We start from the raw sequence: 14895 nt of genomic DNA, 5'->3' as shown, positions 1-14895 counted from the left end.
CACTGACGCAGGCGCAACCGCCTCGAATCTTAGACGGAACTCGCCGCAAGGCTACTTTCGTCCGGCACTGTGCAGGGTGACCGCGACCGCTTCAGACACGATGGCATCGCGGACGACTTCATTCGGAAGGAGGTCTTGGGGTCCCGAAATTGAGGTCCCCGCGATAACCCAGACATTCACTTGGTGAAGTGGTGAAGTCGCACGAAACAGCAGAAAAGGATGAAGCGAGCCCCGGGCAAAAGGCGAGCTTCGCTGCCGAGCCATCTATCGGGAACAACGTGTGCTGATGTCGCGACGTGTTGCACGGACGGGGCGGACCATACTCGCGTTCCCACCGGCGCGCAGGGTTGGCAAGAGCCCGCTTCAGGCGCGCGTAAACTCGTCCTCAATGCTCCTCAAAAGCTAAGTCCTCTTGCGTCATCCGCGCATTTGTAGAATGGGGCAACGTTCACGCCGCGCTCGCGTCACAGGTGGCTCATTTCGGCCTACGGATCTTAATCTCCGCTGATGCAGAGAACTCATGTGCTAGGCGAGATTCTCCTGTCCCAGAGGTTGGGCATGCCGCACCTCTCAGACAGCGCCGTCCTTAAGCTAGATCCGTTCATCCGCTCGCCGCAGAAACAAATTTCAACCGGCTTCGAACGGACCCAGTGAGATCGCAAAACGATTTGGGTCACATCCAAATCACCTAGTCCACGACGATCAAGCGGCGATCAACATCTGCCAATCGCTCACCGCCCCTTTCGGTTACAATAAATGATTCAGAGATGGCGGCGCCGAACCCTTCGAGCCTAACCCCCGACTGAAAATGGAAGCACATTCCTGGTTGTAGGATGGTCTTGTCGCCCGCGCGAATACTAACCGTGCGTTCGCCCCATTCCGGCGGGAAGTTGAGTCCGATTGAATAGCCGGAGCGGCCTATCTTGATATACCCGTTCCGCTTGAGGATATCTTGCCACACCGCATTAAGCTCCTCAACGACGGTACCAGGCTTTGCCATCTCGAGCACAGCATCCCCGCCTTCCACTATAACCTCAGCAAGACGCGAGACCTCTGCGGGTGGCTTTCCGATGTGGACGGTGCGGCACAGCGGCGCACAGTAGCGGCGTCGGGTGGCGCCGAACTCCATGAGAACCAGGCCAGAGGTCGGCAAGGGCTCCTCGGTCCAACTGAGGTGCGGAGCGTTCGTTTGTTCGCTAGTCTGGATAAGAGGAGGACCGCTAGAGTCGCCATATTTACCGTCCACCCCTCGTGTCTGGGCCCGGTACACCTCCGCGACGACCTCATGTTGCGGCACTCCAGGCCTTAGGTTAGCGATTGCCGTCTGCATCGTATGCGTTGCAAGGTGGCCCGCTTCTCTCATGTAGACTAGTTCAAGGTCAGATTTTATAAGCCGTGCCCAATTGACTAATTCGCGGCTATCAGAGAATTTTGCATTCGGAAGGCCTTTGACGAGATGTTGATGTGCTCGGGCAGTATAGAAGTGGGCGTTAAGCTCGACACCGATTCGATCAGATCCCCAGCCGCGCGAATTGATAAGCTCGCAAAGATCGTCAAATGGATGTAATTCTGGATGTTGAAGTCTATGATCGGAAAATGAGCTTATATTTTCTCTAGGCAGATCCGTCGTTATATAAGCGGAATTTACATCGACGAAACGTCCGAACCAGAGGGGCATGTCCGACTGGAGATGCACTAAGACCACCTGAGGCACGTAGAACGAATAGCCGTCAAAGCCGGTAAGCCAATACATATTCGCGGGATCCTGGCAGATCAGCAAGTCCAGCCCCGCTCGCTCCATCCGCTGCTTCACGTCATGAACACGACGCCGAAACTCCTCGGGCGGAAATGGCTTCTCATATTTCATCTCGTCGAGTCCTTCAAAACAGGCATTCCTCGAACGGATCAGGCATTCGTCCTGTCCGCATACTTTCTCTTCGTATCACGTCACAAGAGGCTGTTTTCCCCGAGGATTTCTTCTTGTCGCGGAAAATCTGCATTTCCTAGGCACTTGCCGTACGTTATCCGCATATGAGCGCCAAATTTTCGGTGGCTCTGCGTCTCCGGTGGAAGATCATGCCCTCCCTATGGTGAAGACGCACTCTGCCTGTCGCAACAGAATTTCAAGCACGGGCGGCAAGATCTACGTGGGAAGCGCCGACGAGACCAGCGAAGATCGGGACGTTGCGGCCGCCACGCTCATGCAGCATCCGGGGCGTCCGCGGCCCAATGGACGGGGTTTGAGCACCCCCATCAGGCCGGCCACTCCTAATATGTGAGCATGATTCTCTGGTACAAATCAGCAGCCTTGGTCAGTTGATCGATTTCAACGAACTCGTTGTTCGTATGGGCTTGGGCAGTACGCCCGGGTCCGATAATCACACACGGGATCCCAGCCAATGACAGCTGATTTGCATCCGAGCCGCCGGTGGCTCCCTTCTGCTCTCCGGTCCCCGCGACGTGGGCACAAGCCGCTCCTGCGACTGCTGCAATTTTGCTCGACCCGGAACTGATTGGAGGCGGGTCTTCCAATGCGGGAAGCAATGACCGAACATTGATCTTGTCTTCGCCCTGGCGAAGGCCTTCCAGTATGCTTTCTACCTCCGCCAACGCGTCCTGCGGCCGCTCCCCGGGTATGAGACGCCGATCGACCCAGATACGGCATACCGGCGGTACAGTGGTAAGTTCCAAACCTCCTTCGATGAGGCTCACGGTCAGCTGTGATGACCCTACCAATGGGTGCTGCGCCCGAGACACAAGGGATCGATGGTGCTCATCAAGTGCCAATACCACCTTGGCCATGCCCGTGATCGCGTTCACTCCGAGATGAGGCTTCGACGTATGAGCCGGTACACCCTGAACCTCGATTTGCCAGCGGACAGAACCCATGTGAGCTACAACGAGCTCTAATTCGGTGGGTTCACCGACTACCGCACCCTCATAAGCGACACCGGAATCGGCTATAGCGCGGGCGCCAAGTTTGCGGTACTCTTCGTCAATGCTGGCTGCCACAACAACCGTGGCCCGGGGCTGCCGTTCACCAAGTGAGCTAAGCGCAATCAACATAGCTGCAAGTGAGCCTTTTGTGTCGCAGCTACCTCGCCCATATATTCGCCCGTCCCGTTGCTCACCCGAGAATGGATCTGATTCCCACCTATCGATAGGAACGGTATCCATATGAGCAATGAATAGAATACGCCTATCGGGTTCTTTCCCAGGTACCCAGGTCAGGAAATTCGAGCGACCATCGGCCACCTCCTGTATCCCGTAAGCCAGCTTCCGCTCCTTGCAAAAACCCTCGAGGAACTTGGCTACACCTTGCTCTCCACTACCTTTTGGCGACAGCGATGGATTGATGCTCTCGATCTTTATAAGATCTTGGAGAAGTCCGATAGTCTCGGCGCTCTGGGTCGACATGTACTCTCCTGTGTGCATGAACTAGCCGTGTCGCTCTTACTTCGACCAGCTCTTGGCCAGATTGATTACGCGATCGACTTCATCGGCGGTGTTGTAAAGATGCAGGGAAAACCGGAGCATGCCTCTGCGTATTGAGACGATTACCCCGTTCTTCGTGAAATGCTCGTGAAGCGACCGAATGCGGGCGTCGACTGGGCGCCCTTCAACAAGATCGCTGGAATCGCCAACGGCTACGATACTTCCAGTGTGAGCGCCTGGTGGCCCGCCGCAGACCGGAAGCCCGATATCTAAGAGACCAGTGGCCATACGTTTTGCGAGTGAGGTAACGCTCTGGTCGATCGCCTCGGTTCCGATATCAAGTAGCTGGCCCATTGATGCATATGCAGCCAACATGCCAGGGAAGTTGTAATGCCCGATATCAAAGCGGGGCGCGCCAGAGCGCAACTTTACAAAACTAGGTACCGGAGCTGATTCTGGCGCGTTTCCGAAATCTACGCTGAAGCGCGCAAGATAGGCCGGGCTCAGCCGATCGGCCCATTCTTTACGGCAATATAAAAAACCCGATCCATAAAGACCCATCAAACCCTTCACAGTGGACACTGCTACACCGTCTACGCCAAGTCGATTGACGTCGGTGTGGAGTATCCCAACAGATTGCGTCGCGTCCGCCAAAAGAAATGCACCGTAGTGCCTACAGGCTTCGGATATCTGCTCCATGACGGTCCGAAACCCCGGAACCATCGTCACCGTCGCCAAGGCAACAACGCGGGTATGAGAATCAATCGCCTTTACGAATGCATCAGGGGGAATTGAGCCGTTATCCGGCTCTACGACTCGCAACTCGACATTGTAGCGGTCTCTGATCTGAATCCATGGCAAGATATTATTTGCGTGTTCCAATTTTGGGCATAGAACGACGTTGTCTCCATCTCTCCAATCGATCGCATTAGCGATGATGTTGATGCCTTCCGATGCATTCTTGGTAATTGCAATTTCATCGTGATCTGAATTGATAAATTGTGCGAACCTAGCGCGAGTACGCTCGACGTGTTCGAGCATTCTTTCTTCGTCGTTTAGGCCATGCAGCCGATTGTTCAAATGAGGCTCGATTGAAGCCAATGTTGTGCTTGATATGAGGCCCTGGTTCGCGACATCCATGTAGATGGCGTTTGCTGTGGCTGGAAACTCCTTTCGGAGGATGTCCAAGGGAAGCATATGGCTTTCTCTCCTGGGAGTGCGGACGGCGGTTGAGCTACCTTGTTCAGGCGATCGTTCCGGCAAGGGTAAGAATGCCGCCAGACTGGTCTGCGCTGACCTGCCCATTTTACACGGTGCTCGTGCCGACTTTGGTCTAACATTCGGTCTCCCACGCCGCATTCCTGCGCCAAACCGCGATTCACGCAGAGATCGCGAGCCATTCTCGCGGATCACTGAAGCGTCTCGACGGAATGCAGCTGCAACAACTGCCTCACGAGAGATCAATTTGGGTAATTCTCAGACCGCGGATAGGGCTTCTTACCAGTGCTTGGAGCGACGTTAGCCTGACTGAGCCGACGACCTTCTCCTCCAGCCCCACACCCATGCGGATCATAGTTCACTCGCGGCCGACGCGCGAGGGCCGTAAGGCATCCGAAAGCCGGGGCCGGTTCATAGCCTGACTCTCATGGTCTCCGATTTATGCTGCAACGCCGACACCCTTGGTGATGTCGCTCCCTAACACGCTTGCCTCGAACTGATGCGAGCGTGCTGCAACTCATGTTTTCTGCGCCTGAGCAACGAGATCGGTAGGATCTTTTCGACCGGGGATCGCCCCCACCCGATCGAATCTGCCGTTCTTGCGCTGGCCCGCAACTGCTCACCAGCAACGCCCATCGATTCAGCGGCACCCCTCAGATAGTTATACTATGCCGGTATTGTGCGCAGATGGCGAAAGAAACGCCGATTTTCTGCGACTTGGACCGACTTTAGCGCCGAGAGGGCGTTTGGCACTTGCTACATTTTGGACGTACGGACTGGCGGCCTTGGCATTGGCCGATATCATCATGAGCAGAGATTGTGAATGGATCTGGATCGAATTGACCGGAAGATTCTCAACGTCGTGCAGCGCAACAATCGCCTTACGACAGAGGAATTGGGCGAACTTGCCGGACTATCGGCTACCGCTTGTCAGCGGAGATTAAAGCGACTTCGAGACGCTGGCGTCATCGAAGCGGACGTTGCCATAGTTTCACCGGAAGCCGTCGGTCGGCCCCTGCTCCTGCTGGTATCCATCACTCTCGAGCGCGATCGCGCCGATATCATCGATCGTTTCAAGCAGGCAATTCGGCGGACGCCTGAGATCATGAACGCTTACTACGTTACGGGTGAAGCGGATTTTATTATTACGGTCTCTGCTCAGGACATGGCCGAGTACGAGGCGTTTACCCGTCGTTTTTTTTACGAACATCTTGAAGTAAAGGGGTTCAAGACAATCGTTGTAATGGATCGGATCAAGGCGTCGTTTGCTCTGCCAATTGCTGAAGAGTAGCCTTCAAAAGAGCCCGCCCAGGCAACCACCACGCGCCTTCCGCGGGTCGCAGTTGTCCCGCACTTCTGAATGTCGGCTGTCCTATTTTGAATGGTCCCGCATATATACCAGGGCACCTCCTCTCAGCCTGCAGGTGTTATGCGCCAATGACCAAAAAACGATGATATTCTGCGGGACCAAGGCGCCCTTCGCGCAACCAAGCTCTTTGGCACTTGCTACATTCTGGGCGGAGCGGAATTCAGGATTGTCGGTCCCCGGCTAATTGGAGCGGCTTCAGTCGGCGGAATAGCTGGGGTGCCTACGTCGCACAGAGGATGCTGTGCTCCCGGCAGCGCGGAAACGGGTCTCCCGGCTCTCGCAAGGACAAAGCGTGAAATTCGCCTGCAACCGGCAAGAAAGGAAAGTCCCCGTGGCAATTCTCAATAGCGTCGCAGAGTTTCTCCCCGAGATAGTGGCTTGGCGCCGGGACATCCATGCACATCCCGAACTGGGCTTCGACATCCCCCGTACTTCGGCATTTGTCGCCGAGCGCCTGCGCGAATTCGGCTGCGACGCCGTCGCGACCGGCATCGGCAAAACCGGCGTCGTTGGCGTCATCAAGGGCAACGGCGTCGTGAGCGACGGTAACCCAAAGGTTATCGGATTGCGCGCTGACATGGATGCGCTGCCGATCAACGAAGCGACCGATCTGCCCTATGCGTCCAAGAACAAGGGCTTGATGCATGCGTGTGGGCATGACGGCCACACCGCGATGCTGTTGGGTGCCGCGCGCTATCTTGCCGATACTCGGAATTTCGCTGGAACGGCGGTCATGATCTTCCAACCTGCCGAGGAGATCGGTACCGGCGCCGTTGCCATGCTAGATGACGGTTTGATGGAGCGGTTCGGCATCGAGCACATCTACGGAATGCACAATCGTCCGGGCTTGCCGGTAGGTGTCTTCGGAATCCGGCAAGGTCCAGTGATGGCGGCAACTGATAGCATAGAAATTAGCATTGAAGGGCGAGGGGGGCACCCTGGAAGGCCTCATGAATGCATCGATCCGATTCTGGTCGGCGCTCAGCTTGTGACGGCCCTGCAGCATATCCTGGCTCAGAACATTGACCCTGTCGACTCGGCAGGAATTTCGTTCCACCAGTTCCAGTCCGGGCAGAGACTAGTCCCCGTCGTTCCGCAAACAGCGGAGTTGGTGGGCACCATGCGGACGCTAAAGCCGGAGGTGCGCAAGTTCGTGAAGGAGCGGGTGGGCGAAGTGGTCGCCGGCATCGCCCAGATAACCGGCGCGAAGATAGATATTAAATTTCAGAGCTTCGACGCAATTCTCTTCAATGAGGTCCAGCAGACCGACCTTGCGAGAAGCGCGGCCAAGGGCGTGGCCGGTGAAAACAATGTGCTCGAGACGCCACCGGTAATGGGGGGGGAAGATTTCTCCTTCCTGGCGCAGGCGCGGCCGGGTGCTTTCGTCTGGTGCGGGAACGGTGACAGCGCCGGCCTGCATCACCCTGCCTACAATTTCAACGACGAGGCGATTCCTTATGGAACATCGTACTGGATCAAGCTCGTAGAGAACACGTTGGGATCCCGTCCGACGTCTTGATGATCGGTCTGACAAGGGCCGCAGAACGAATGAATAACTGCCGTCTTATGCCAGGCTTGAATGTAGCGGACCTCGTAAAATGAAAACTCGTTCATCCGTGCCAACATCTCTTGAGGGTCTGTCGGCGTGCGAATGCCTGGAACTCTACCGAAGGCGGCAGCTCTCGCCTGTTGAAGTCGTCGATGACTGTCTCAGCCGCATCGACGCCAACAACCCGGCGCTGAACGCATTTTGCCTCGTCGACCACGAAGGGGCCAGGTCTGCTGCCCGGGCCTCGGAGGGTCGATGGATGAAGGGGGAACCAGCCGGAGTACTAGATGGCATTCCGGCCACCATCAAAGACCTCACCTTGACACGAGGCTGGCCGACAAGACGTGGCTCATTGTCCGGCAGCACCGAGGGACCCTGGACTGAAGACGCCCCTGTTCCAGCCCGTATCCGTGAGACCGGTGGCGTTATCCTGGGCAAGACAACCACTCCAGAATTTGGCTGGAAAGGGGTAACAGACAGCCCGGTCTACGGGATCACCCGCAATCCCTGGAATCCTGACCTGACACCAGGCGGGTCGTCGGGAGGGGCGGCAGTTGCGGCTGCGCTCAACCTTGGCTTTCTTCATCAGGGTAGCGACGGCGGGGGATCAATCCGGATACCGGCGAGCTTCACGGGGACCTTCGGCTTCAAGCCAACCTTCGGCATCGTTCCGCAATGGCCAGCTAGCGCCATGACAACGCTGTCTCATTTGGGGCCGGTGACCCGCACCGTTGCGGATGCGATCCTGATGATGAATGTGATTGCACGAAAGGACGCTCGCGATGGCTATGCGGGTCCGGCGTACCTAGGTCTCGACCCCGATCCAGCAAAGACCACCATCAGGGGCCTGCGGATCGGCTACAGTCGGAACCTCGGCTATGTCAAGGTGGCGCGAGATATCCAAAACGTTACCGATAATGCGATCGACCAGCTTCGAGCTCTTGGGGCCGAGGTGGCCGAAGTCAATCCGGGATTTGCGGATCCGGTGGAGGTGTTTTCTACATTCTGGTTCGCTGGCGCCGCCCGTATTGTGTCACGAATGAACAAACAGCAAAGACAATTACTAGATCCTGGCTTTCTGGAAGGTGCCGAACGCGGGCTGAAGATCACCCTTACCGAATTTCAGGAAGCTGAGGCGATGCGGTTCGAGCTCTCCGCTCTGATGGCGAAGTTCCACGAAAATTACGATCTCTTGGTCACACCGACGATGCCTATCGCGCCGTTCCCCGTCGGGCGAAATGTGCCGGATGATAGTTACAAGGGGTGGGTGGACTGGACGCCCTTCACCTACCCTTTCAACTTGACCCAGCAACCAGCAGCATCGATTCCATCGGGCCTGGATGATCAAGGGCTGCCCGTCGGGCTACAACTGGTCGGCGCGCGCTATTCCGACACCTCCGTCCTAGCCGCGGCATATACGATCGAAAGTCGCCTGGGGCTTCCTTCTTTCGCGAGGAGCAGATTCCACGCTGCCACCCCTTAAAACTTGAGACTGCCGCGCTCAAGCACCTGACGGCCTCCAAGCGGTCAAGCCACGGACGCGAATGTCATTCGATAAAGGGGCGCGGCGTCATAGATGGGCAGTCCTGTCCTACGACGGATTGCTGACGTCACCATCGGGGACAATGTACATTCAAATAGGAGTGCGTCAATCTTGGGATGTGCGGCGCGAAGTCGCGACACAGACTGCAACCCGGGGACTCCATTTCGGTAACACTAGCCGGCCGCGTATTACCTTCGATGCCGCCGATGGCTACTCTTGCCCCTGCGGATGAATCCATGCCCAGCAGCTCTTCGCCGCAGTGTCTTGAGTCTGCGGCCAGACGGCGAGCTTTGCGCCGGCCGGAAGCTGCCGGAGGAGCGTGGGCGCCAGTAGCAGGCTCGACATGGCCACGGGAAGTTTGACAGACGTGGCCAGTGCAGCCTGGCACCAGATACTGAAGCCGCAGTCCCTGGTTATCGCGACGGCTCCGCGCTCAACCAACCGCCTGGCAGCTGCAATGTAGGCCGGCTCGAGAGAGGCATCGCCAGGACTGACCCTCTCCGCCAAAGCCCCGGCCGCGGTCTCTATTATAATTGGGAAGTCGAAGTTGCCGGGTTGAAGACCGACCCCGATGCGGTGGCGGAAATTCACCAGGGCGCAAGTCCGATCTCCAGCCTGTGATTTTTGCAACACTGGCCATCCAATGAGGATCCAACTGCCGTCTGATCGTGACAATTCAGCTGCGTCAAATGCCTTTGCCGCCAAGATGGCGCGTATCGTCAGGTTGTGCTGACCAAGCTGGGACGCTCTACGAGCGCAGGAATCCTGCATTCGCCTGACGCTTCCGGCTCGGTTGCAAGGCTCGGGAATAGTAATGACGAAACAGTGGATCAGCACGCCGTAAGCCCAGTGCAAAAAATGCGGGCTTCGTGCCGAACCTTTTTTTGGAACGGCGGGCGCGGATCTCATCATTGAGATTACCGGAAAGCCTGTCCGGACTTTTCCGAAGCCGCACTGTTATCCTGTTCGAGAGCGACGCATCGATGGTTCCTTTCCCCGCCTCATCGACAAGCTCACCCGTGTCCACTTGGCTCATCCACGACGACTTCGGCAACCATGCTCTCTCCGATCAGCAGCGCTTCCACCTCTTCGAAAATCGTCGAGGAGCGCTATCAGAGAAAATCCACCCTGATCACCGCCCAGGTCCCCGTGGCAAGCTGGCACGACCTTATTAACGACAGCACGGTCGCCGACGCTATACACGACCGCTCGTGCACAATGCACACCGCATCGCCCTTCAGGGCGAGAGCATCCGAAGAAAAAAGCCTCGGCCCTCTTGACCGACTCCGAGAACACCGAAATCAATCAGCCCTACAGCAACCAGGCTGCCGAGGACCAACCTCGACGAACTGTCGGACTTTTGTGAAAACGCTGTCCGGGAATTAGCGGAATCGCTGTCCAGCTTTTGAAGCGCGCAATAACACTATGGCCGTCATCGAAATGAGCAAGGCGAAGTGCTGATTGCCGCGTTTGTTCCGGGATTAAGCGCCAGCCTCTCAAGAAGATTTATGCCGACTCGCCATCATTGTTGAAACTGCTGCAGCGCTCGCACGTTGAAGCCGGCCAGGCCGGGCATACGATTATGCGGATCGCCTTCGCCCAACTTCAATTCTGGACGCCAGGGCTCGATGTAAGGGACCGGCGAGCGTCAAAAGACTGCGGATGGGTCGCCGCTCGTCCCCTGGGATACGATCTCTGTCGGATTTTGTCGCGCCTGCGACATAGTGGTTGTGCGGGCCAGTTTAGTACCTGATATGACCGTAAGTTTGATATCAAACTCAAAGCACTGGCCGACGTGCATTTTGCGAGGTTGGCACGGTTTTTGAAGCGATCATTTCGCGTCGGAGCGCTCTCATCCGCCGGTTATCATCTGTTTTGGCATAAACCCTGCATAAGGCTTTATTGATGGTACCGCAACCCAACTCGCCGTCTTTCGAGCTACTTGGGCAAAAAGAGCACCGCCAGCGGAAAGGGTCGGGAACCGGAGAGGGAACCGGGTGGTGGACCTATGTTTGTGGAGGGGGTTGTGAAAAGGGTCAGCCATGGTGCTTCGAGCCTCTTGTACTCGTGCAGGTCGTCAATGTTGATATAGCGGTTGGCCTCCATCCAGTTTTCATTGGTTTCGTGACAGCAGACAAACGTCAAAGGAGATAGCTCATGCGAGTAGCCATCGTAACGAACAGTGATTTCAACGGTGTGATTAACCGGTTCGGTCAGCCTTGTCCGCAGCCGCCGCAGCCTTGGCCGCATAGCGGCACGTTGGAAGATGTGGTGGCGGCACTTCAAGAGGGCGGCCACGAGACGGTAGTGTGTGAAGGCGATAAAGGACTGCTCGCCAGTCTCGAGCGGTTCATGCCACCTGATCCGCAAGGTCGCCCCTCGGGAATGGTCTTCAACTTGGCGGAGGGAATTCAGGGCGAAAAGCGTTACACTCATGTTCCTGCCATGCTTGAGATGGCCGGTGTTCCATACACTGGATGTAGCCCCTTCGGGATTGGGCTGACGGGAGACAAAGTCATTACCAAAATGCTCATCCGCGATCAGGGCGTGCCGACTCCGAACTTTCGCGTGATGCGTCGCGGCACCGAGAACACCGGCGACCTGAGATTCCCAGTGGTAGTGAAGCCGCGGGAGGAGGACTGCAGCTTCGGATTGCAGATCATACATGAACACTCTAAGTTGCGGCAGGCCGTCGAAGTGATCGTCACGCAGCATGCTCAGGATGCGCTAGTGGAGGAATACATCGAGGGGCGGGAAATCTGCGTTGCGTTGCTCGGAAACGGGGAGCCCGAAGTTTTGCCTCTAGTGGAGCAGGACTTCGGTGACCGCGAAACGCGTGTTATGAATTGGGATGCGAAGTACGTGGCGGCCGCAGCGGTGCCCAAGATTTGCCCGGCGAAAATCGAGAGCGGGCTTGAGACGATGTTACGGGATATTTCGGTTGCGACCTTCCGTGCCTGCCACTGCCGGGACTATGCCCGCGTCGATTTCCGGATCGATCGCTCAGGCCAACCGTTTGTCCTAGAGATGAACTCGGTGCCGGCCCTTGGTATACACTCCAGTTATGGCACAGCTGCAACGGCCGGCGGACACAGCTTCGTAAGCTTGATCAATCGCATCCTCAATGTCGCCCACACCCGCTATTTCGGAATCGGCGTCTCATAGTGGATTGATCGGATCAAAAGAGTCCGATTTCGGGATTCCGTTTTGCGGTTTGGCGTGCGAGTTAGATGCATGCGCAATAGCATCCCCCTTCACCGTTTTGGCCAGCGACCGTCAGCGCCTGCAAGCGCTCGTCGCGGCGCCAGGAAGCCCGCAAGCACGTTCGGGGGCCGCATCGTCGCGCTGTGCTTCGAACCACGAAGCCAAAGCATACTTGGACCACCGGCTAGGTCGAGCGAATGAACCGCACCATCAAGGACGCGACGGGCAAGCGTTTCCACTACGACGATCATGACCAACTGCGTCGGCATCTTGCCGACTTTGTTGCGGCCTACAAATTTCGGCCGCAGGCTGAAGGCCCTCAAAGGTCTCACCCTACGAGTTCATCTGCAAGGCATGGGCTTCCCAGCCCGAGCGCTTCACTCTCAATCCGCTCCACCAAATGCCTGGACTTGTCTATTCGGCGTGTTGAAGTCAATCCCATTCAAGCTTCCTAGGCTGACCTGCCGACGCGATTATCCTAGCCTGATTGATGTAACCGCGGCGTCAAACCGAGATACGGCCCCACGTCCTTCGAATTCCTGAAGGGGGCAGGAATATCGACCGTGGCGTTGAAACCCAGTGCAACGATAGGGCCGACGCCCAGCACGGTCATCAACCGCCTGCAAACCGTGTCACCCCTCACGATCGACAACAGTCTTTCGTGTAGCACCGTGAACTGCTCGCAAAGTTTCCGACGGGCGGTGAGCAACGTCTCCATGATGTCTCGAGTTCCGGAATGTCACCGGAAGGGTCCCGGATGCGATCCGCGAATTTGCCGGCCGTCGACAATGCCAACTTTGAGACCGAAGTTACGAAACAGGCCACGGATGTCGTTCTCGATGGCGATGGCCTTTTCCTGAAGCGACTTGAGGGCCGTCAGCAGCGCCCGGCGATTCTGGGTCGTCAGCGTCTTGACAGTAAGACCGTATGTCCGCCTCTGCCGATGAGGTGGCTCGCCCTACACTGCGCGTCCGAGGGTTGCTCGGACGGGCCGAGCCGATCCTCACCACAGGAGGACGAGCCGTGGCGGATTATAGAGAAGCATTTGTCGGAATCGATGTTGCGAAGCTTAAGAACGCTATTGCGATTGCGGAGGCAGGCCGGGAAGGAGAGGTTCGGTTCTTCGGTGAGGTCGACGCGTCGGCGACCAGCATGCGGCGGGTCATAGGCCGGATCGCCAGCCGCTTTGATTACGTGCATTTCTGCTATGAGGCTGGGCCGACCGGGTACGGCCTTTATCGCCTGATCCGGTCGCTCGGGCACGAGTGCACCGTGGTTGCACCATCATTGATACCAAGGAAGCCCGGCGATCGGGTGAAGACGAACCGTCGAGACGCCATTTCCCTTGCCCGACTATTGCGCGCCGGCGAGCTGACCGCGGTGTGGGTTCCCGATGAAGGGCACGAGTCCATACGGGATCTTGTTCGCGCGCGGGCGGGCGCGGTCGAGACGCTGCGGGTCCATCGCCAGCAGGTGAGCGCATTCATGCTCAAGCACGGCCGTAGCTATCCGCGAAAGAAGAGCTGGACGATGCGCTATCTACGCTGGCTTCAGGAACAAGGTTCGATCATCCCGCGCATCAGATCGCACTCCAGGAGATGGTCGAGGCGGTGCGCGTCTCGAAAGAGCGGGTCGAGCGGCTGGAGCGTGTGATCGAAGAGTTCGTCCCGGCCTGGTCGCTGGCACCGATCGTGTGGGCGCTTCAGACATTGCGTGGGGTAGACCTAATTGTCGCCGTGACGTTCGTCACCGAAGTCGGCGACGCCAGCCGGTTCGAAAGCCCACGCCAGCTCATGGGATATCTCGGTCGGGTCCCCGGCGAGCGCTCAACCGGGGAGACAGTCCGGCGCGGCGGCATCACAAAGGCAGGCAACGGTCGGGTTCGCCACATGTTGGTCGAGAGCGCCTGGACCTATCGACATCCGCCCAAGGTCGGGAAGGCGAAGCTATACCGGTTGGAGCAGGCGTCACCGAAGGTGCGTGAGATCGCCTGGAAGGCGCAGTCCCGCCTGACAGCCCGCTACCGCATGCTGAGCGCTCGGGGCAAACGGACAACGGTCGTCTGCACCGCGATCGCCCGTGAACTGGTCGGCTTTATGTGGGCAGTCGCAAGGGAGGCGCGCGTCACCTGATCGCTCGCCGCGATGGCGCACATATCGCGCATGGGCGGAGGCGGGACCACGGCAGGGGAATGCCCGTCAGACGCTTTGTGGCCGGCAAATCGACCGACGCCCGCAGTAAGATAGGAACAGCCCCGGACGCACAATCGGGAATGCGGTAGCCAACCCGCGCATCAGAGCTTGATCACCGACGTCCTTCAGTTCCGCCTCCCCACCCATGCGCGATCATCAGAATGAGCAGCCGTTCCTCGGATCGGGCGACCTCATGCGTTCCAAACCTTGACAGCGGACATCAGAGCGGTGTTTCCGGACCACCTTTCGGGAGTGGTCGCGATCTGTGAGGTTGCCGATCCTGTATTGGGATCGGAGATCGGCTTGTGTCTGGACTTGACCTTACGCTTGACCCGGAGCGGCAGCTTCGGCGTTTCGAGGTGATCAACGGTGCCGGCGGTCGGCG

The 14895-nt window shown here is 57.5% G+C and carries 11 protein-coding genes and 2 pseudogenes; 7 read left to right on the top strand and 6 right to left on the bottom strand.

The window, feature by feature from the left end; genetic code table 11:
- Nucleotides 1–688: 688 nt before the first annotated feature.
- The 3 genes from EOA22_RS08080 to EOA22_RS08070 all read right to left on the bottom strand — a co-directional run bounded on the left by EOA22_RS08080 (nucleotide 689) and on the right by EOA22_RS08070 (nucleotide 4632).
- Complete coding sequence (locus EOA22_RS08080) at nucleotides 689–1867, bottom strand: Xaa-Pro peptidase family protein (RefSeq protein ID WP_063169327.1); 1179 nt, start codon at nucleotides 1865–1867, stop codon at nucleotides 689–691.
- A gap of 401 nt (nucleotides 1868–2268) precedes the next feature.
- Nucleotides 2269–3417 carry a M20 family metallopeptidase gene (locus EOA22_RS08075; protein ID WP_063169328.1) on the bottom strand — a complete coding sequence of 383 codons (1149 nt, stop codon included), beginning with the start codon at nucleotides 3415–3417 and terminating at the stop codon, nucleotides 2269–2271.
- Nucleotides 3418–3453: 36 nt separating this feature from the next.
- A complete protein-coding gene (locus tag EOA22_RS08070; protein ID WP_063169329.1) occupies nucleotides 3454–4632 on the bottom strand; it encodes an aminotransferase class V-fold PLP-dependent enzyme in 1179 nt (392 codons plus the stop codon).
- A gap of 844 nt (nucleotides 4633–5476) precedes the next feature.
- Here EOA22_RS08070 and EOA22_RS08065 point away from each other — a divergent pair.
- From EOA22_RS08065 to EOA22_RS08055, 3 genes are all read left to right on the top strand, one after another.
- On the top strand, nucleotides 5477–5944 hold the full coding sequence (locus tag EOA22_RS08065; RefSeq protein WP_063169330.1) for an Lrp/AsnC family transcriptional regulator: 468 nt from the start codon (nucleotides 5477–5479) through the stop codon (nucleotides 5942–5944).
- A gap of 409 nt (nucleotides 5945–6353) precedes the next feature.
- Nucleotides 6354–7541, top strand: coding sequence for a M20 aminoacylase family protein (locus EOA22_RS08060; protein WP_063169331.1), 1188 nt, complete (start codon nucleotides 6354–6356; stop codon nucleotides 7539–7541).
- A gap of 79 nt (nucleotides 7542–7620) precedes the next feature.
- On the top strand, nucleotides 7621–9054 hold the full coding sequence (locus EOA22_RS08055; RefSeq protein ID WP_063169332.1) for an amidase: 1434 nt from the start codon (nucleotides 7621–7623) through the stop codon (nucleotides 9052–9054).
- 808 nt (nucleotides 9055–9862) lie between these two features.
- On the opposite strand, the gene EOA22_RS39510 is transcribed toward EOA22_RS08055, so the two are convergent.
- Nucleotides 9863–10168: a hypothetical protein gene (locus EOA22_RS39510; protein WP_164548505.1), complete on the bottom strand. Its 306-nt coding sequence runs from the start codon at nucleotides 10166–10168 to the stop codon at nucleotides 9863–9865.
- 2 nt (nucleotides 10169–10170) lie between these two features.
- On the opposite strand from EOA22_RS39510, the gene EOA22_RS08045 reads away from it, so the two are divergent.
- The 3 genes and pseudogenes from EOA22_RS08045 to EOA22_RS08035 form a co-directional block, all read left to right on the top strand.
- Nucleotides 10171–10500: an ATP-binding protein gene (locus EOA22_RS08045; RefSeq protein WP_272482847.1), complete on the top strand. Its 330-nt coding sequence runs from the start codon at nucleotides 10171–10173 to the stop codon at nucleotides 10498–10500.
- Nucleotides 10501–11271: 771 nt separating this feature from the next.
- On the top strand, nucleotides 11272–12279 hold the full coding sequence (locus EOA22_RS08040; protein ID WP_063169333.1) for an ATP-grasp domain-containing protein: 1008 nt from the start codon (nucleotides 11272–11274) through the stop codon (nucleotides 12277–12279).
- 188 nt (nucleotides 12280–12467) lie between these two features.
- Nucleotides 12468–12748 (top strand): annotated as a pseudogene (locus EOA22_RS08035) (integrase core domain-containing protein); the annotation flags it as partial.
- A gap of 48 nt (nucleotides 12749–12796) precedes the next feature.
- Here EOA22_RS08035 and EOA22_RS38700 read toward each other — a convergent pair.
- Nucleotides 12797–13036, bottom strand: coding sequence for an IS110 family transposase (locus EOA22_RS38700; protein WP_063169335.1), 240 nt, complete (start codon nucleotides 13034–13036; stop codon nucleotides 12797–12799).
- A 209-nt stretch (nucleotides 13037–13245) separates the two neighbouring features.
- On the opposite strand from EOA22_RS38700, the pseudogene EOA22_RS08025 reads away from it, so the two are divergent.
- Nucleotides 13246–14450, top strand: a pseudogene (locus tag EOA22_RS08025) (IS110 family transposase).
- A 251-nt stretch (nucleotides 14451–14701) separates the two neighbouring features.
- Here EOA22_RS08025 and EOA22_RS38070 read toward each other — a convergent pair.
- Nucleotides 14702–14895, bottom strand: a 194-nt coding sequence (locus EOA22_RS38070; protein ID WP_206520923.1) for a hypothetical protein, incomplete at its 5' end; no start/stop codon positions are given.

The organism is Mesorhizobium sp. M7A.F.Ca.US.014.04.1.1 (assembly GCF_003998745.1).
GTDB lineage: Bacteria > Pseudomonadota > Alphaproteobacteria > Rhizobiales > Rhizobiaceae > Mesorhizobium > Mesorhizobium ciceri.
The sequence above is the reverse complement of the archived record's forward strand: the minus strand, read 5'-3'. Positions and strand labels throughout refer to the sequence as shown.